Annotated in this window: 14 protein-coding genes; 10 read left to right on the forward strand and 4 right to left on the reverse strand. The window is 67.7% G+C overall.

Features of this window, described 5'->3' with window-relative positions; all coding sequences use genetic code 11:
- The first annotated feature begins 3 nt into the window (after nt 1–3).
- The 3 genes from IB268_RS19565 (at nt 4) to purU (ending at nt 2,568) form a co-directional block, all read left to right on the forward strand.
- Complete coding sequence (locus IB268_RS19565) at nt 4–528, forward strand: flavin reductase family protein (protein WP_059371570.1); 525 nt, start codon at nt 4–6, stop codon at nt 526–528.
- Nucleotides 525–1,634 carry an NAD(P)/FAD-dependent oxidoreductase gene (locus IB268_RS19570; RefSeq protein WP_054457440.1) on the forward strand — a complete coding sequence of 370 codons (1,110 nt, stop codon included), beginning with the start codon at nt 525–527 and terminating at the stop codon, nt 1,632–1,634. The genes IB268_RS19565 and IB268_RS19570 overlap by 4 nt, the downstream gene beginning before the upstream one ends.
- A 79-nt stretch (nt 1,635–1,713) precedes the next feature.
- Nucleotides 1,714–2,568: a formyltetrahydrofolate deformylase gene (gene purU, locus IB268_RS19575; protein ID WP_119452128.1), complete on the forward strand. Its 855-nt coding sequence runs from the start codon at nt 1,714–1,716 to the stop codon at nt 2,566–2,568.
- Between the two features lie 3 nt (nt 2,569–2,571).
- On the opposite strand, the gene IB268_RS19580 is transcribed toward purU, so the two are convergent.
- Nucleotides 2,572–3,519: a LysR family transcriptional regulator gene (locus tag IB268_RS19580; protein WP_054457446.1), complete on the reverse strand. Its 948-nt coding sequence runs from the start codon at nt 3,517–3,519 to the stop codon at nt 2,572–2,574.
- A gap of 125 nt (nt 3,520–3,644) precedes the next feature.
- Between IB268_RS19580 and IB268_RS19585 the strand changes: the two genes are divergently transcribed.
- Genes IB268_RS19585 through IB268_RS19595 form a run of 3 tightly spaced genes read left to right on the forward strand, consistent with a single transcriptional unit; the run spans nt 3,645 to nt 7,515 of the window.
- A complete protein-coding gene (locus IB268_RS19585) occupies nt 3,645–5,345 on the forward strand; it encodes an acyl-CoA dehydrogenase family protein (RefSeq protein WP_175159394.1) in 1,701 nt (566 codons plus the stop codon).
- A 47-nt stretch (nt 5,346–5,392) separates the two neighbouring features.
- On the forward strand, nt 5,393–6,376 hold the full coding sequence (locus IB268_RS19590) for a tripartite tricarboxylate transporter substrate binding protein (protein WP_054457449.1): 984 nt from the start codon (nt 5,393–5,395) through the stop codon (nt 6,374–6,376).
- Nucleotides 6,377–6,387: 11 nt separating this feature from the next.
- Nucleotides 6,388–7,515 carry a CaiB/BaiF CoA-transferase family protein gene (locus IB268_RS19595; protein WP_054457452.1) on the forward strand — a complete coding sequence of 376 codons (1,128 nt, stop codon included), beginning with the start codon at nt 6,388–6,390 and terminating at the stop codon, nt 7,513–7,515.
- 12 nt (nt 7,516–7,527) lie between these two features.
- Here IB268_RS19595 and ggt read toward each other — a convergent pair whose 3' ends face one another.
- Nucleotides 7,528–9,285, reverse strand: coding sequence for a gamma-glutamyltransferase (ggt, locus tag IB268_RS19600; protein WP_192354661.1), 1,758 nt, complete (start codon nt 9,283–9,285; stop codon nt 7,528–7,530).
- Between the two features lie 125 nt (nt 9,286–9,410).
- On the opposite strand from ggt, the gene IB268_RS19605 reads away from it, so the two are divergent.
- Nucleotides 9,411–10,316 carry a LysR family transcriptional regulator gene (locus IB268_RS19605; protein WP_054457455.1) on the forward strand — a complete coding sequence of 302 codons (906 nt, stop codon included), beginning with the start codon at nt 9,411–9,413 and terminating at the stop codon, nt 10,314–10,316.
- Between the two features lie 87 nt (nt 10,317–10,403).
- On the opposite strand, the gene IB268_RS19610 is transcribed toward IB268_RS19605, so the two are convergent.
- Nucleotides 10,404–11,396: a tripartite tricarboxylate transporter substrate binding protein BugE gene (locus tag IB268_RS19610; RefSeq protein ID WP_054457457.1), complete on the reverse strand. Its 993-nt coding sequence runs from the start codon at nt 11,394–11,396 to the stop codon at nt 10,404–10,406.
- A 241-nt stretch (nt 11,397–11,637) separates the two neighbouring features.
- On the opposite strand from IB268_RS19610, the gene IB268_RS19615 reads away from it, so the two are divergent.
- Nucleotides 11,638–12,537, forward strand: coding sequence for an AEC family transporter (locus tag IB268_RS19615; RefSeq protein WP_054457459.1), 900 nt, complete (start codon nt 11,638–11,640; stop codon nt 12,535–12,537).
- A 69-nt stretch (nt 12,538–12,606) separates the two neighbouring features.
- On the opposite strand, the gene fumC is transcribed toward IB268_RS19615, so the two are convergent.
- Complete coding sequence (fumC, locus tag IB268_RS19620) at nt 12,607–14,001, reverse strand: class II fumarate hydratase (protein WP_054457461.1); 1,395 nt, start codon at nt 13,999–14,001, stop codon at nt 12,607–12,609.
- 163 nt (nt 14,002–14,164) lie between these two features.
- On the opposite strand from fumC, the gene tsaE reads away from it, so the two are divergent.
- On the forward strand, nt 14,165–14,704 hold the full coding sequence (tsaE, locus tag IB268_RS19625; protein WP_054457463.1) for a tRNA (adenosine(37)-N6)-threonylcarbamoyltransferase complex ATPase subunit type 1 TsaE: 540 nt from the start codon (nt 14,165–14,167) through the stop codon (nt 14,702–14,704).
- Nucleotides 14,632–16,017 carry an N-acetylmuramoyl-L-alanine amidase gene (locus IB268_RS19630; protein WP_054457465.1) on the forward strand — a complete coding sequence of 462 codons (1,386 nt, stop codon included), beginning with the start codon at nt 14,632–14,634 and terminating at the stop codon, nt 16,015–16,017. Before tsaE ends, IB268_RS19630 begins: the two co-directional genes overlap by 73 nt.
- The last annotated feature ends 55 nt before the right edge of the window (nt 16,018–16,072 follow it).

Below are 16,072 nucleotides of genomic sequence, written 5' to 3' on the forward strand. Positions count from 1 at the left end.
TGCATGACCGCCTCCTCCCCTGATTTTGACGCCGCCTTTTTCCGCACCGCGCTGGGCCGTTACGCCACGGGCGTGACCGTCGTGACGACCGCCGACCCCGATGGCGCGCCCATCGGCCTGACGGTCAGCTCCTTCAACTCCGTGTCGCTGAACCCGCCACTGGTGCTGTGGAGCCTGTCGCGCAGTTCGTCGTCGCTGGCCGCCTTCGAGCAGTGCGAGCGCTACGTCGTCAACGTATTGGGCGCGGAGCAGATCGCGCTGGCGCGCCGCTTCGCCACCGGCAAGACGCCGGACCGCTACGCAGGCCTCACGGTGCATCACGCGCCGGGCGGCACGCCCATGCTGGACGGCCACTGCGCCGCCTGGTTCGAATGCCACAACCGCAGCCGCTACGTCGAGGGCGACCATGTCATCATGGTGGGCGAAGTGGAGCGCTGCGGCCATAGCGGCGAGCCGCCGCTGGTCTTCCATGCCGGCGGTTTCGACCTGACCCCGGCTGGCGCCCGTTCGGAAAGGAAAACGCCATGAGCGTGGATGTGGATTGCGTCGTCATCGGCGCGGGCGTGGTGGGCCTGGCGATCGCGCGCGCGCTGGCCCAGTCCGGACGCGAGGTGCTGGTGGCAGAAGCCACCGAGGCGATCGGCACCGGCACCAGTTCGCGCAACTCCGAAGTCATACACGCCGGCATCTACTACCCGGCGGGCAGCCTCAAGGCCCGGCTCTGCGTGCGCGGCAAGCACCTGCTTTACTCCTATTGCGCCGAGCGCGGCGTGCCCTACAAGCGGCTCGGCAAGCTCATCGTCGCCACCACGACGGAACAGGCCGCGCAGCTGGAGGGCATTGCCCAGCGCGCCCGCGCCAACGGCGTGGACGACCTGCAGTTCATTTCCGGCGAGGACGCCATGCGCCTGGAGCCCGCGCTGCGCTGCACCGCGGCGCTGTCCTCGCCGTCCACCGGCATCGTCGACAGCCATGCGCTGATGCTCTCGTTCCAGGGCGACGCCGAAAACGCCGGCGCCCAGTGCGTCTTCCACACGCCGCTGGTGTCCGGCCGGGTCCGCCCCGAAGGCGGCTTCGAGCTGCAATTCGGCGGCGACGACGCCATGACCCTGAGCTGCAACGTGCTGATCAATTCAGCCGGCCTGCACGCGCCGGCGCTGGCGCGCCGCATCGACGGTCTGCCCGCGTCCAACATCCCCAAGGATTACCTGTGCAAGGGCAGCTATTTCACGCTGTCCGGACGCGCGCCGTTCTCGCGCCTGATCTACCCTGTGCCGCAGCATGCCGGCCTGGGCGTGCATCTGACGCTGGATCTGGGCGGCCAGGCCAAGTTCGGCCCCGACACCGAATGGGTCGAAACCGAGGACTACACGCTGGACCCGGCCCGCGCCGACGTCTTCTACGAGGCCGTGCGCAGCTATTGGCCGGCCCTGCCCGATGACGCGCTAGCGCCCGGCTACACCGGCATCCGCCCCAAGATCTCCGGCCCCCACGAGCCCGCGGCCGATTTCGTCATCGCCGGCCCGGCCGCGCATGGCGTGCCCGGCCTAGTGAACCTGTTCGGCATAGAATCCCCGGGGTTGACCTCCAGCCTGGCCCTGGCCGAAGAGACCCTGGCCCGTCTGAACGGATGATCCCCACGCCGCGCATGCCGCGCGTGGCGCCATCAACAAATACTGTCACCTCTTCTCCTTTTTCTCCTCTCCCTGAACCATGCAGCACAACGACTACATCCTGACCCTGTCCTGCCCCGACCGCACGGGCATCGTGTACCGCGTCAGCGGCCTGTTGTTCGAATTGGGCTGCAACATCCTGGATTCGCAGCAGTTCGGCGACGAAGAGACCGGGCGCTTCTTCCTGCGGGTGCACTTCGACGTCCCGGCGGGCGTAGCCGCCAGCGACCTGCGGGCGCGACTGGACGGGATGTCGGCGGAATACGGCATGGAGCTGAAGCTGCATGACGCCCGCCGCAAGGAACGCCTGCTGATCATGGTCAGCAAGCAGGGCCACTGCCTGAACGACCTGCTGTTCCGCGTGCACAGCGGCCATCTGCACGCCGAAGTTGCCGCCATCGTCTCGAACCACAACGACTACGCCAGCCTGGCGGCGTCCTACGGCATCCCGTTCCACCACCTGCCGGTCACCGCCGACACCAAGGCGGAACAGGAAAAGCAGGTGCTGGCCCTGGTCGATCAGGAAGGCATCGACCTGGTGGTGCTGGCCCGCTACATGCAGATCCTGTCGGAAGACATGTGCCGCGCGCTGAACGGCCGCGCCATCAACATCCACCACAGCTTCCTGCCCAGCTTCAAGGGCGCCCGCCCCTACCACCAGGCGCATGCGCGCGGCGTCAAGATCATCGGCGCCACCGCCCACTACGTGACCTCGGACCTGGACGAAGGCCCCATCATCGACCAGGACATCGAACGCGTGGACCACACGATGACCGCCCAGGACCTGACCCAGGTCGGCAGCGACATCGAATCCCTGGTGCTGTCGCGCGCCGTGCGCAGCCACGTCGAGCACCGCATCCTGCTCAACCGCAACAAGACCGTCGTCTTCCGCTGATCCTCAGCTTGCGGATCGCCGTCCGGCGGATTCGCCTGGCGGCGGATCCTCGGGCGCGCCTGCCCCCAGCGGGAACTGGCGCGCCGCCATTTCCACCGCCTTTTCCTGCAGCGGCGAACGCGCAGCCTCGGGCCAGATCATCTGGCTGACCGAGCGGGCCGCGTGCTCGAAGGCAATGAAGCGCGTCCCCGCCAGCCCGCTGCGCGACAGGCAGGCCGGCACGATGGACACGCCCAGCCCCTGCGACACCAGCGACGCCACGCTCAGCCAGTGCCTGACCTCGTGCCGGATCACGGGCATGAAGCCCGCCGACACGCACATGGACAGCACCGTCTCGTAATAACTGGGCGAAGCGGCCCGGGCGAAGAACACGAAGTCGTCCGCGGCCAATTCCGCCAACCGCAGGGATTCCCGGCCGGCCAGGGGATGCGCCTGCGGCAGGCACACCACGAAAGGCTCGGCCATCAAGTCGCGCGCCAGCACGCCTGGCGGCACCGGATTGGCATGGATGAAGCCCAGATCCTGCTCGCCGCGGCGCACGGCCTCGATCTGGTCATGGGAATTCAATTCGGTCAGCACATGTTCCACGTCCGGCAGCTCGGCGCGCATGGCGTTGAGCAGCGCCGGCAGGCCGCGGTACAGCATGGAACCGACGAAGCCGATGCGCAGCCGGCCGCGCAGGCCCGCGTCCACGCGCTGCACCAGCGTGCGCACCTCTTCCGCCTGGCGCAGCAACGTCAGGGCTTCCCGGTACAGCACCTGGCCGGCGTCGGTCAGCTCGACGTGGCGGCTGGTGCGGGTCAGCAGGCGCGCGCCGACGTTGTCCTCCAGTTGGCGGATGGCGTAGCTGAGCGGCGGCTGGGAAATGTGCAGCCGCGTGGCCGCGCGGCTGAAGTGGCGTTCTTCGGCCACGGCGATGAAATAGCGCAACAGGCGCGGATCCAGGTCCATTTGTCTCCCCTGGGGCTGCAATCCATACTTTTTTTGGATTGTTCTACACACAAACAGTATTTGTATAGATTAATCCATGCAAGCACCATCACAGGCATCGTTCCCGTCTTCAGCAGGATGCCGCCATGGATACCCCCGTCAAGACCGCGCCCACCGCCGCCACGCCCGTTCCGGATTCGCGCGGACAAAACCTGTTCAGCGCGGACCCTTACGCCGAGGCGCTCAGCCGGCGCTACCTGCCGCCCGCGCTGCACGCCCACCTGCTGCCCCACCTGGAACGGCTGGGCGCGCTGGCAGGCGGCGTCATGGACGAACTGGCCGCCACCGCCGACAAGCACCCGCCCACGCTGTCCGTGCGCAGCCGCGCCGGCGCCGACGAGTCCCGCATCGACAAGCATCCGGCCTACGTCGAACTGGAGCGCCTGGCCTACAGCGAATTCGGCCTGGCGGCGCTGTCGCACCGCGGCGGCGTCCTGGGTTGGCCCGAACCCATGCCCGCGGCCGCCAAGTACGCGCTCAGCCACCTGTTCGTGCAGGCGGAGTTCGGCCTGTGCTGCCCGGTCAGCATGACCGACTCGCTGGCTCGCACCCTGCGCAAGTTCGGCGACCCGGAACTGGTCGAGCGAGTCCTGCCCGAAGTGACCTCGCAGGATTTCGATGCGCTGCGCCAGGGCGCCATGTTCATGACCGAACAGGGCGCCGGGTCCGACGTCAGCGCCACCGAAGTGACCGCCACGGCGCAGGACGACGGCACCTGGCTCATCCACGGCGACAAATGGTTCTGCTCCAATCCGGACGCAGGCTACGCCATGGTGCTGGCGCGCAGCGAATCCCAGCCCGGCCTGAAGGGCGTATCGCTGTTCCTGCTGCCGCGCGACCTGGCCGACGGCACGCACAACCACTACCGCATCCTGCGCCTGAAGGACAAGCTGGGCACGCGCTCGATGGCCAGCGGCGAGATCCGCCTGGAAGGCGCGGTGGCCTGGCTGGTGGGCGAGCGCGGCCGCGGCTTCAAGCACATGGCCGACATGATCAATAATTCGCGCCTGTCCAACGGCATGCGAGCCGCCGGCCTGATGCGCCGCGCCGTGACCGAGGCGGTCTATGTCTCGCAGCACCGGCGCGCCTTCGGCAAACGCCTGATCGACATGCCGCTGATGCAGCGCCAGTTGGTCAAGATGACGGTCTGGGCCGAACAGGCCCGCAGCGTGATGTTCCAGACGGCGCGTGCGCTGGCCGACGCGGACCAGGGCGCGGCCGATCCGGCGCTGGCGCGCATCCTCACGCCGCTGATCAAGTTCCGCGCCTGCCGCGATGCGCGCAAAGTGACCGGCGACGCCATGGAAGTGCGCGGCGGCTGCGGCTACATCGAGGAATGGACCGAACCGCGTCTGGTGCGCGACGCCCACCTGGGCTCCATCTGGGAAGGCACCAGCAACATCGTGGCGCTGGACGTGCTGCGCGCCATCACCCGGGAAAACTCGCTGCCGGCGCTGCGCAGCCATATCGACGGCCTGCTGGCCGCAGGCCGCCCCTGCCCGCCCGAACTGGCCGACATGCAGGCGCGCGCGCTGGAGCAGACCTATGCCCTGGCCGAACACGCCGCGCAGGCCGACCGCCCCGAGCTGGCGCGCCAGGCGGCTTCGCTGCTGTACCACGCGGTTTCCATGGCCGCCCTGCGCTGGGAAGCCACCGAACCCGGCCTGGAAAGCCGCGCGCTGCTGGCCGACCAGGTGCTGCAGCATCGCCTGGGCCCGCGCGATCCCTATGCCATTGCGGCCGACGAAAGCACGGCGTGCCGCGCCATCCTGCAATACGCGCTGTAAGAACCGACGCCGGCGGCACAGCCGGCGCGCAACCACTGGAGACAAGCATGAACCGAACCTTCGCCCCTTTGCTGCTGGCGGCTGCCGCCGCCATCGCCCCCGCCGCACCCGCGCTGGCCGCGGACGCCTATCCCTCGGCCCGGCCCGTGACGCTGATCGTGCCCTTCCCGCCGGGCGGTCCCACCGACGCCCTGGCGCGCAGGCTGGCCGACAAGCTGCGGCAACCGCTCAACCAGAACGTCATCGTCGAAAACCGCGCAGGCGCCGGCGGCAACATCGGCTCCGAGTACGTGGCGACCGCCAAGCCGGACGGCTACACCCTGCTGTTCGGCACCTCGGGGCCGCTGGCGATCAACGTCAGCCTGTACAAGAAGCAGGGCTACAACCCCGAGACCAGCTTCGCGCCCATCATCCGCATCGGCCACCTGCCCAACATCCTGGTGGTGAACCCGTCAGTGCCCGCCAACAATGCGCAGGAACTGATCGCCTACGCCAAGAAGAATCCGGAAAAGCTGAGCTACGCCTCGTCGGGCAACGGCGCCTCGTCGCACCTGGCCGGCATTCTCTTCAACAATATGGCCGGCACCCAGATCATGCACATCCCCTACAAAGGCACGGGACCGGCCCTCAATGACCTGCTGGGCGGGCAGGTGTCGATGTCGTTCACCGACATCCTCACCGCGCTGCCCTACATCAAGGCGGGCAAGCTGCGCGCCATCGGCCTGGCCAGCGCCCAGCGCTCGGATGCGCTGCCCGACCTGCCGACGCTTTCCGAGCAGGGACTCAAGGGCTACGACGTCAGCGTCTTCTTCGGCATCGTCGCGCCCAAGGGCACGCCGGCTGACGTAGTGGACACGCTGAACCGCGCCTTCAAGACCGCGCTGTCCGATCCCGAGGTCGCGCAGACGCTGCGCAGCCAGGGCATCGTCGAAGCCCAGGACCAGACGCCGCAGGGCCTGGCGACCTTCATCTCGGCCGAAGTGCCCAAATGGCGCGACCTCATCAAGAGCGCCCACGTTTCCATCGACTGAACGGACCCCACATGGCTGCAACCCTGCCCAACGCCGGCGCGCTCGCCGGCTGCAAAGTGATAGACCTGTCGCGCGTGCTGGGCGGCCCCTATTGCACGCAGATCCTGGCCGACCACGGCGCCGACGTGCTGAAGATCGAGCCGCCCGGCGGCGACGAGACGCGCGGCTGGGGCCCCCCCTTCCTGGGCGATACGGCGTCCTACTTCATCGGCGTGAACCGCAACAAGGACGGCATGACGCTGGACCTGTCGCAGCCCGCTGGGCAGGAATTGCTGCGCCATCTGCTGGCCGACGCCGATGTGCTGGTGGAGAACTTCAAGCCCGGCACGCTGGAGAAATGGGGCCTGGGATACGACACGCTGAGCCGCGACTTCCCCGCTTTGATCCATTGCCGGGTCAGCGGCTTCGGCGCGGACGGTCCGCTGGGCGGCCTGCCCGGCTACGACGCCTGCGCCCAGGCCATGTGCGGCCTGATGAGCGTGAACGGCGATGCGGACGGCGAAGCCACCCGGGTCGGACTGCCGGTGGTGGACATGGTGACCGGCCTGAACGCGGCCGTGGCCATCCTGCTGGCGCTCAATGAGCGTACGCGCAGCGGACTGGGGCAATTCCTGGACATCACGCTGTACGACTGCGCCCTGTCGCTGCTGCATCCGCACGCGCCCAATTACTTCTACAGCGGCAAGGTGCCCGCGCGCAGCGGCAACGCGCACCCGAACATCGCGCCCTACGAAACGCTGCCCACGGCCAGCGGCCCGATCTTTCTCGCGGTCGGCAACAACCGCCAGTTCGCGCAACTGGCTCAGGCTTTGGAAGCGCCAGGATTGGCGGACGATGCGCGCTACGCCACCAACGCCGACCGCCTGCGCAACCGCTCATCCTTGCGCGACGACCTGTCCGCGCTGCTGGCGGGCCACGACGCCGCTGCGCTGGCCGACCGTCTGCTGCGTGGAGGCGTCCCCGCCGCCGCCGTACAGACCGTGGACCAGGCCTTGGCGCATCCGCATACCCGCCATCGCGGCATGGTGCTGGAGCAAGGCGACTATCGCGGCGTGGGTTCGCCGATCAAGCTGTCGCGCACGCCAGCCACGCTGCGCAAGCTGCCGCCGACGCTGCGTCCCGCCGACGCCGGCGAATAGGCCCGCGCGGCCTCAGCCGCCCTGGGCCACGCCTTCGCGGCGCGGATCGGCGCCGCCCTGCAGGCCGCCAGCATCGATCACGATGCCGTGGATGCCGCTGGGGAATTCGGTGATGCGCACCGGATGCCCCATGCGCTCAAGCTCTGGCGCCAGCGCCTCCAGCGCGGTGCCCTTCTCCAGCTCGGTCTCCTTGTTGCGGCTGCCCATGTTCGGCAGGTCGATGGCCGCCTGGATGTCCAGGCCCCAGTCCAGCACGCCCACAATGGTCTTGGCCACATAGTTGATGATGGCGCTACCGCCCGGCGACCCCACCAGCAGATAGGGCTTGCCATCGCGCAGCACGATCATCGGCGCCATCGAGCTGCGCGGGCGCTTGCCCGGTTCGATGCGGTTGGCGACGAGGCGGCCCTCGGGATCCTTGTAGGACGAGGAAAAATCCGTCATCTCGTTGTTCAGCAGGAAGCCGCGCACGAAGATCTTGCTGCCGAACTCGTTTTCGATGGTGGTCGTCATGCTCAAGGCATTGCCCTGGGCGTCCACCGCCACCAGATGGCTGGTCGAGGGCAGCGCCCACGCGTCGTCCTTGCCCAGCGACAGCAGCTTGCCTTCCGGATCGCCGGGCAGCGCCACCTTCATGCTGCGGTCCGGCTGGATCAGCGCGCCGCGCGCGCGCAGATAGGCGGGGTCCAGCATGGCGCGCACCGGCACCCGCACGAAGTCCGGATCGGCCACGTAGAAATCGCGGTCGGCGAACGCCAGCCGGCCAGCTTCCGAAAAGTAATGCACCGCCTCCAGGCTGCCCGGCTTGTAGCGGGCGAGGGGGGACTGCTCCAGTTCGCCCAACATCTGCAGCACCGCGATCGGGCCGCTGCTGGGCGGCCCCATGCCGCACAGCTGGTAGCCGCGATAGGCGCCACAGACGGGATCGCGCGTCTTGGCGCGATAGCCCGCCAGGTCGGCCAGGGTCAGGTCGCCAGGCACGGCGTGGCCGCGCACGGCGGCAACGATATCCCGGGCGATGTCGCCCTGGTAGAACGCGTCCGCGCCTTGCTCCGCCACCGCGCGCAGCGTGCGCGCAAATTCCGGGTTCTTCAGCACGTGGCCCACCGGCCAGGGAGCGCCGTCCGGCGCGTAGAAGTAGGCCGCGGCCGCGGCTTGCGTGCGCAGTTCCTTGTTGCCGGCCAAAAGCTTATGCAAGCGCGGCGACACGGCAAAACCTTGTTCGGCCAGCCGGATCGCGGGCTGGAACAAGTCGGCCCAGGGCAGCGCGCCCTGCTCCTTGTGCGCCAGCTCCAAGCCTCGCAGCAAGCCCGGCACGCCCACCGCCAGGCCGCTGTTCACCGCGCGGGCGAAAGGCACCGGCCTGCCGTCCGCATCCAGGAAACGTTGCGGCTGGGCCGCGGCGGGCGCGGTCTCGCGGCTGTCGTAGGTCTGGATACGGCCGCTCTTGGCCGAATACACCACCATGAAGGCGCCGCCGCCGATGCCCGACGATTGCGGCTCCACCAGGTTCAGGACCAGTTGGGCGGCGATGGCGGCGTCCACCGCGCTGCCGCCCCGGCGCAGCATCTCGTCGCCCGCCTGCGTCGCCAGCGGATTGGCCGATGCCATCATGAAATGCGGCGCACGCACCAGTTGGCGCGTCTGTATGCCGCTGGCGGCCTCGGGGTTCAGGTCCTCGGTGGCCTGCGGCGTGCGGGCCCAGGCCGCGGGCATGGCGGCAAGCGCGGCGGCAAGCATGAGGGCGGCGGCGTGGCGGGGTGCGCGCATGGGAAGCTCCAGTGTGCGCCGGCTTTCCGGCAGGGGTTCATGATAGTCAAGGCGCCCGCGGCTGTCGCGACGCCAGCCGCATCCGGCTTAGAATCGCGGTTTCCGCCCACCGTCCCCACCGTGCCATGCGTTTGCGCCACATCGAGATTTTCGAAGCGATCCGCCGTACCGGATCCCTGACCGAGGCCGCCGCCGCGCTGCATATCTCGCAGCCCGCGGCCAGCAAGCTCCTGGCGCACGCCGAGGCGCAGCTGGGCTTCAAGCTGTTCGAGCGCGTCAAGGGCCGGCTCGTCGCCACGCGCGAAGCCGAGATCCTCACGCCCGAAGTCGCGCGCCTGAACCAGGACCTCAACAGCGTGCGCAGGCTGGCCGCCAGCCTGCGCGACCATCCCAACGGCCACCTGCGACTGGGCTGCGCGCCAGCGCTGGGCCTGGGGCTGCTGCCCGGCGTGGTGCGCGACAGCCGCGAGGCGCAGCCCGGCATCACCTTCGACATCCACACGCATCACAGCACCGAACTCGTACAGGGGCTGCTGACGCGCGAACTGGACCTGGCCATCACCTTCGACACCAACGACTATCCGGGCCTGACCCGCATGGGGCTGGGCCACACGGAGCTGGTGCACCTGAGCCGCAAGGAAGGCACGGGGCCGCTGCCGCTGGCGGAGCTGACGGCCATGGCGGGCGACACGCTGATCGTGCTGGACGCGGCCGACGCCTCCGGCGCCCTGCTGCAGATGGCATTGGACGCGCAGGGCCTGGATCCGCAAGTCGCCATCCAGGTGCAAACGCACTACGTGGCCTGCGCGCTGGTGGACGCAGGCTGCGGCGACGCCATCGTGGACGCCATCACCGCGCAAGCGATGCTGCGTCCCGGCATGAACCTGCGCCGGCTGGACCCCGCGCTGCGCGTGCCGATCAGCATCATGGTGCGCAACCAGGATCCGCTGTCGGCGCTGCACCGTGACTTCATCGAACGCTTGCGCGCCGCCTGCGAAGCGCTGCAGGCCGGACTCGACGCCGCGGCCTGAGGCGGCCGGCGCACAAAAAAAGACGGGCGCCCGAAGGCGCCCGTCATTGCGTGCAGACAGGGCAGGCAGCGCCCGCCCCGCGCGGCATCAATCCAGCTTGATGTTCTGCTTCTTCACGACGTCCTTCGCCCAGTCATACTGCTCTTTGATTTCCTTGGCGAATTCTTCCGGCGTGTTGCCCGACGGCGCCGAACCCTGGTCGTCCAGCGCCTTGATGACCTTGGGGTCCTTCAGGGCCACCACGGCAGCGTCGCGCAGCTTGTTCACGACTTCCATCGGCGTGCCCTTGGGCGCCAGCAGACCGTACCAGACCGGCTGGTTCAGCACCGGGAAGCCGGCGTCCTTGAAGGTCGGCACGTCCTTGATCGAATCGATGCGGGTCGGCCACGCGATGGCCATGGCGCGCAGCTTGCCCGCCTGGATCTGCGGCATCGACGACGGCAGGTTGTCGAACAGGATTTCGATCTGGCCGCCGACGGCGTCAGCCACGGCCGGGCCCGAACCCTTGTACGGCACGTGCACGATGTCCGTGCCGGTGGCCATCTTGAACGATTCGCCCATCAGGTGCAGCACGCCGCAGGTGCCCGAGCTGCCGTAGGAGTACTTGCCCGGGTTCTTCTTCAGCTCTTCCAGGAAGCCCTTGAAGTCCTTGGCGGGGAACTTCGGGTTCACGGCCACCACGTTGGCGGTGTTGGCGAAGTTGGTGACCGGCTGGAAGTCCTTGATCGGATCGTAGGGCAGGTCATTGGGGCGGCAAGCGGGGTTCACGGCCATCGTCGACACGGTGGCGATCGACAGCGTGTAGCCGTCGGCATCGGCGCGCGCGGCTTCGGATGCGCCGATGGCGCCACCGGCGCCGCCCTTGTTTTCCACAACCATGGGCTGGCCCAGTTCCTGGCTCATGCGCTGCGTCACCAGGCGCGCGATGATGTCGGTCGAGCCGCCAGGCGCGAACGGAACGATGACGCGGATAGGCTTGCTCGGGTACTTGTCGGCAGCGAAGGCGGCGGAGGCGCCAAAGGTGCCGGCAACGCCGGAGGCCAGGGCAATGGCCACGGCCAGGGAGCGGACTTTATTCATAGGTGTGTTTCCTCCAATATGCGAGCCCGTGTGTGTACGGACCGTTGTGTGATGCGCCTGCCTGTAGACAGGTCAGCAATGAACGGCGGGAGGGCGCAAGTTCTGTGCGCAGGGAGAGCACTGCTTTTATAGGTTGCTTGTGGCACATGCGCCCGCCAGAATGACGGAGAATAGCAGCAAATGCTTACAGACGCATAGCGCCGGGATCCCCTTCTGACGCGCATCAAATACCTGCTCTCACATGTCCGTTGCCCTTCTGGTTTTCCCTGATTTCATGCTGGTCGCGCTGGGTTGGGCGCTGCGTCACAAACTGAATTTCTCGCGCGAATTCTTCGCCGGCACCGAGCGCCTGGTTTACTTCGTCCTGCTCCCCGCACTGCTGTTCCAGTCCATCCTGCGCACCCCCATCACCGCCGGCAACGCCGCCATGCTGCTGCAGGCCTGCGCAGCCGTCATCGCGACCGGCGTCGCGCTGACCTGGCTGGCGCGCTGGGCGCTGCGGCCGTCGCCGCTCAGCCTGGCCTCGTCCGCGCAATGCGGCTACCGCTTCAACACCTATCTCGGCCTGGCCTTGTCGGCCAGCCTGGGCGGCGCCCAGGGCCAGACGGTCATGGCGCTGATCGTCGGGTTCGCCGTGCCGATGGCCAACATGGCGGCGGTCTACGGCCTGGCGCGCCACAGCGGCGGCAACCTGCTGCGCGAACTGGCACGCAACCCGCTGGTCATTTCCACGCTGGCCGGCCTGGCCTGCAATCTGGCCGGCGTGCATCTGCCCGGCCCGCTGGACACGGCGCTGGGACGCCTGGGCGCTGCCGCGCTCGCGCTGGGCATCATGTGCGTGGGCGCCAGCCTTTCATGGGAAGGCGGCAAGGGCCATGGCGCGCTGATCGCCTGGATGCTCGGGGTCAAGCTGCTGGCGCTGCCCGCGGCGGCCCTGCTGATCGCGCATCTGCTGGCGCTGCCGCCGCTGGAATCGCAGATGCTGCTATTGTTCGCGGCCCTGCCCACCGCGTCCGCGGCCTATGTGCTGGCCATGCGCATGGGCGGCGACGGCCGCATGGTGGCCGTGCTGATATCGCTGGGCACGCTGCTTTCGGCGTTGACGATTCCGCTGTGGCTGATGCTCACCGGCGCAGGTTGAGCGGCAAGGCCCGACAACGAAAAAAGACCGCCACGGCGGTCTTTTTTCATGCACGCACAGGCCCGCTTACTAGGACTTGTGCGCGTTGGTCATGGAAGCCGGCACCACCCATTCGGCGAACTGCGCTTCGGTCACGTAGCCCAGCGCCAACGCCGACTCCTTCAGCGACAGGCCTTCCTTGTGCGCCTTCTTGGCGATCTGCGCGGCCTTGTCGTAGCCGATATGCGGATTCAATGCCGTCACCAGCATCAGCGAACGGTCGACCAGTTCGGCGATGCGCTCGCGATTGGGTTCGATGCCGGCGGCGCAATGCTCGTTGAAGCTGGCCATGCCGTCGGTCAGCAGGCGCACCGATTGCAGGAAGTTGTGGATCACCAGCGGCTTGAACACGTTGAGTTCGAAGTTGCCGCTGGCGCCGCCGATATTGATGGCCACGTCGTTGCCCAGCACCTGCGCCGCCAGCATCGTGATGGCTTCGCATTGCGTCGGGTTGACCTTGCCCGGCATGATCGAGCTGCCCGGCTCGTTCTCGGGAATGCTGATTTCACCCAGGCCCGAACGCGGACCGCTGGACAGCCAGCGCACGTCGTTGGCGATCTTCATCAGGCCGGCTGCCAGCGACTTCAGCGCGCCGTGCGCGAACAGCAGCGCTTCGTGCGAAGCCAGGCCCTGGAACTTGTTGGGCGCCGACACGAAGGCAGTGCCGGTGGCATGCGCCAGTTCGGCGGAAACCTTGGCGCTGAACTGCGGGTGCGCGTTCAGGCCCGTGCCCACGGCCGTGCCGCCGATGGCCAGCTGGTGCAGGCCAGGCAGGGTGGCGCGGATCTGCTGCTCGGCCAGGTCCAGCTGGGCCACGTAGCCCGACAGCTCCTGACCCAGCGTCAACGGCGTGGCGTCCTGCAGGTGGGTGCGGCCGATCTTGACGATGTCGTAGAACTCGGCGCTCTTGGCCGCCAGCGTGGCGCGCAGCGCCTTCAGCGAGGGCAGCAGATGATGCTCGACCTGCACCGCCGCCGCCACGTGCATGGCGGTCGGGAAGGTATCGTTGGACGACTGCCCGCGGTTGACGTGGTCGTTGGGGTGGACCTTGCGTTCTTCGCCGCGCACGCCGCCCATCAGTTCCGAAGCGCGGTTGGCCAGCACCTCGTTCATGTTCATGTTGCTTTGCGTGCCCGAGCCGGTCTGCCAGACCGACAGCGGGAACTCGTTGGGCCATTTACCGGCAATGACTTCATCGGCGGCGCGGACGATGCCATCGGCGATCTTCGGATCCAGTTCGCCCAGATCGGCATTGACCTTGGCCGCCGCGCGCTTGAGCCGCGCCATCGCTTCGACCAGGGGGACCGGCATCTTCTCGGTGGAAATCGCGAAAAAATGCAGCGAACGCTGGGTCTGGGCGCCCCAGAGGTGATCCTCAGGGACTTCGATGGGACCAAACGTGTCTTTTTCAATGCGGGTCTTCATGGCGCGTGCTACTCCGTGGCGACGTCGATTACGGCTGACGGCAGCGCGCCAGCCGCGAGAATGTTGAGAATGACAATCAGTTATAGGTTAGCAGAAACCCGCATTCCTATAATTGCGCAAACATCCGTGCTCCCTCCACCGTTTTTACCACTCGCCCCGCGCCATGTCCGCCCCTCTTTGCAGCCTGACCTTGCACCTGCCCGACGAAGCCGCCACGGAATCGCTGGCACGTCAGCTCGCCCCCCTGGTTTCCGGCGGCCAGGCCGGTCCGGCTGGGGGACATATCCACCTCCAGGGGGACCTGGGCGCGGGGAAAACGGCCTTCACACGGGCCCTGTTGCGGGAAAGCGGCATCACGGGACGGATCAAAAGTCCCAGCTACGCGCTGCTTGAATCCTATAAAGTTTCTAACTTATACTTCTATCACCTTGATTTTTATAGATTTAGTGATACGCGAGAATGGTTGGACGCAGGATTCCGGGATTTACTGCGTGACGACGCAGTCGTTTTGATCGAATGGCCGGAGCGGGCCGGGGGCCTTTTGCCCCCTCCCGACCTGCTGATTTCCCTAGCCTATGCAGGCGACGGACGCGACGCCACCCTGACCGCGTACACCGCTCGAGGACAAACATGGTTGAACGCGATTGTCCCCCCGCCCCAGTCGGCGCCCTCCCCTCGGCAGGCGCCACCCGGCGCCGCCTGATCAGCGTCGCCGCCACCCTGCTCGTCCTGCCGGTCCTGCCGCGCCTGGCGCAGGCGGCGACCATCCTGGCTGTGCGCACCTGGCCGGCCGACGAATACACCCGCGTCACGCTGGAGCTCGACAGCGAGCTGAAGGCTGAGCAGTTCACGCTTGAAAACCCCCACCGCCTGGTGGTGGACATTGAGGGACTGACCATCAGCGCGGCCCTGAACGACCTGGTTTCCAAGGTCCGGCCTGACGACCCCTACATCCAGAGCCTGCGGGTGGCGCAAAACCGCCCCAACGTGGTGCGGCTGGTGTTCGACCTGAAGCAGCCCGTGGCGCCCCAGGTGTTCACGCTCAAGCCCGTGGCCGACTACCAGTACCGTCTGGTGCTGGACCTGTATCCGAAGATCGCCCAGGATCCGCTGGTCGCGATCCTGAACAAGCAGACCGGCCCCGACGTGGACGACCCGCTGGCGCGCATCCTGGAAGACATCCAGCGCAACCCGGTGACCCGCGCCGATCCGCCCGAGCCGCCGCGCGTGCGCGGCCAGCAACCGGCGCCCCCGCTGCCCACCGCGCCCAAGCCTCCGCCCGCCACCGCCAGCCGCGGCAAGCAGCGCATGGTCACCATCGCGCTGGATCCCGGCCACGGCGGCGAGGACCCGGGCGCCATCGGCAGCAGCGGCCTGCGCGAGAAAGACGTGGTGCTGCGCATCGCCCGGCGCCTGAAGGCGCTGATCGACAGCCAGCCCTACATGCGCGCCTATCTCACGCGCGACGACGACTACTTCGTGCCCCTGCACGTGCGCGTGCAGAAGGCGCGCCGCGTGCACGCGGACCTGTTCATCTCGATCCACGCGGACGCCTGGATCAAGCCTTCGGCCAATGGCTCGTCGGTGTTCGCGCTGTCGCAGCGCGGCGCCACCAGCGCCCAGGCGCGCTGGATGGCGGACAAGGAAAACGCGGCCGACCTGATCGGCGGCGTCAACCTTGGCAGCCACGACCGCCAGGTGGCCAAGGTACTGCTGGACCTGTCCACCACCGCGCAGATCAACGATTCGCTGAAGGTGGGCAGCGCCTTCCTGGACGAAATCAAGAAGATCAACCGCCTGCACAAAAACAGCGTCGAACAGGCCGGCTTCGCGGTCCTGAAAGCGCCGGACATTCCTTCGGTGCTGGTCGAAACCGCCTTCATCAGCAACCCGCAGGAAGAAGCCCTGCTGCGCAGCACCTCGCATCAGGACAAGCTGGCGCAGGCCATGATGACGGGCATCCAGCGTTACTTCACCGCCAACCCGCCGCTGGCGCGGCTGGGCGATGTGAGCTGACGGCGACGTCTGCCGCCGCATGAAAAAGGGCGTTGCGCTTCACGGCGCAACGCCC

This window comes from Achromobacter sp. ACM01, from assembly GCF_014851745.1.
Classification (GTDB): domain Bacteria; phylum Pseudomonadota; class Gammaproteobacteria; order Burkholderiales; family Burkholderiaceae_B; genus Achromobacter; species Achromobacter aegrifaciens.

Excerpts from the sequence above, each read along its gene's own strand:
- IB268_RS19565 (WP_059371570.1), top strand. The coding sequence starts at position 4 with ATGACCGCCTCCTCCCCTGATTTTGACGCCGCCTTTTTCCGCACCGCG.
- IB268_RS19570 (WP_054457440.1), top strand. The coding sequence starts at position 525 with ATGAGCGTGGATGTGGATTGCGTCGTCATCGGCGCGGGCGTGGTGGGC.
- purU (WP_119452128.1), top strand. The coding sequence starts at position 1,714 with ATGCAGCACAACGACTACATCCTGACCCTGTCCTGCCCCGACCGCACG.
- IB268_RS19580 (WP_054457446.1), bottom strand. The coding sequence starts at position 3,519 with ATGGACCTGGATCCGCGCCTGTTGCGCTATTTCATCGCCGTGGCCGAA.
- IB268_RS19585 (WP_175159394.1), top strand. The coding sequence starts at position 3,645 with ATGGATACCCCCGTCAAGACCGCGCCCACCGCCGCCACGCCCGTTCCG.
- IB268_RS19590 (WP_054457449.1), top strand. The coding sequence starts at position 5,393 with ATGAACCGAACCTTCGCCCCTTTGCTGCTGGCGGCTGCCGCCGCCATC.
- IB268_RS19595 (WP_054457452.1), top strand. The coding sequence starts at position 6,388 with ATGGCTGCAACCCTGCCCAACGCCGGCGCGCTCGCCGGCTGCAAAGTG.
- ggt (WP_192354661.1), bottom strand. The coding sequence starts at position 9,285 with ATGCGCGCACCCCGCCACGCCGCCGCCCTCATGCTTGCCGCCGCGCTT.
- IB268_RS19605 (WP_054457455.1), top strand. The coding sequence starts at position 9,411 with ATGCGTTTGCGCCACATCGAGATTTTCGAAGCGATCCGCCGTACCGGA.
- IB268_RS19610 (WP_054457457.1), bottom strand. The coding sequence starts at position 11,396 with ATGAATAAAGTCCGCTCCCTGGCCGTGGCCATTGCCCTGGCCTCCGGC.
- IB268_RS19615 (WP_054457459.1), top strand. The coding sequence starts at position 11,638 with ATGTCCGTTGCCCTTCTGGTTTTCCCTGATTTCATGCTGGTCGCGCTG.
- fumC (WP_054457461.1), bottom strand. The coding sequence starts at position 14,001 with ATGAAGACCCGCATTGAAAAAGACACGTTTGGTCCCATCGAAGTCCCT.
- tsaE (WP_054457463.1), top strand. The coding sequence starts at position 14,165 with ATGTCCGCCCCTCTTTGCAGCCTGACCTTGCACCTGCCCGACGAAGCC.
- IB268_RS19630 (WP_054457465.1), top strand. The coding sequence starts at position 14,632 with ATGGTTGAACGCGATTGTCCCCCCGCCCCAGTCGGCGCCCTCCCCTCG.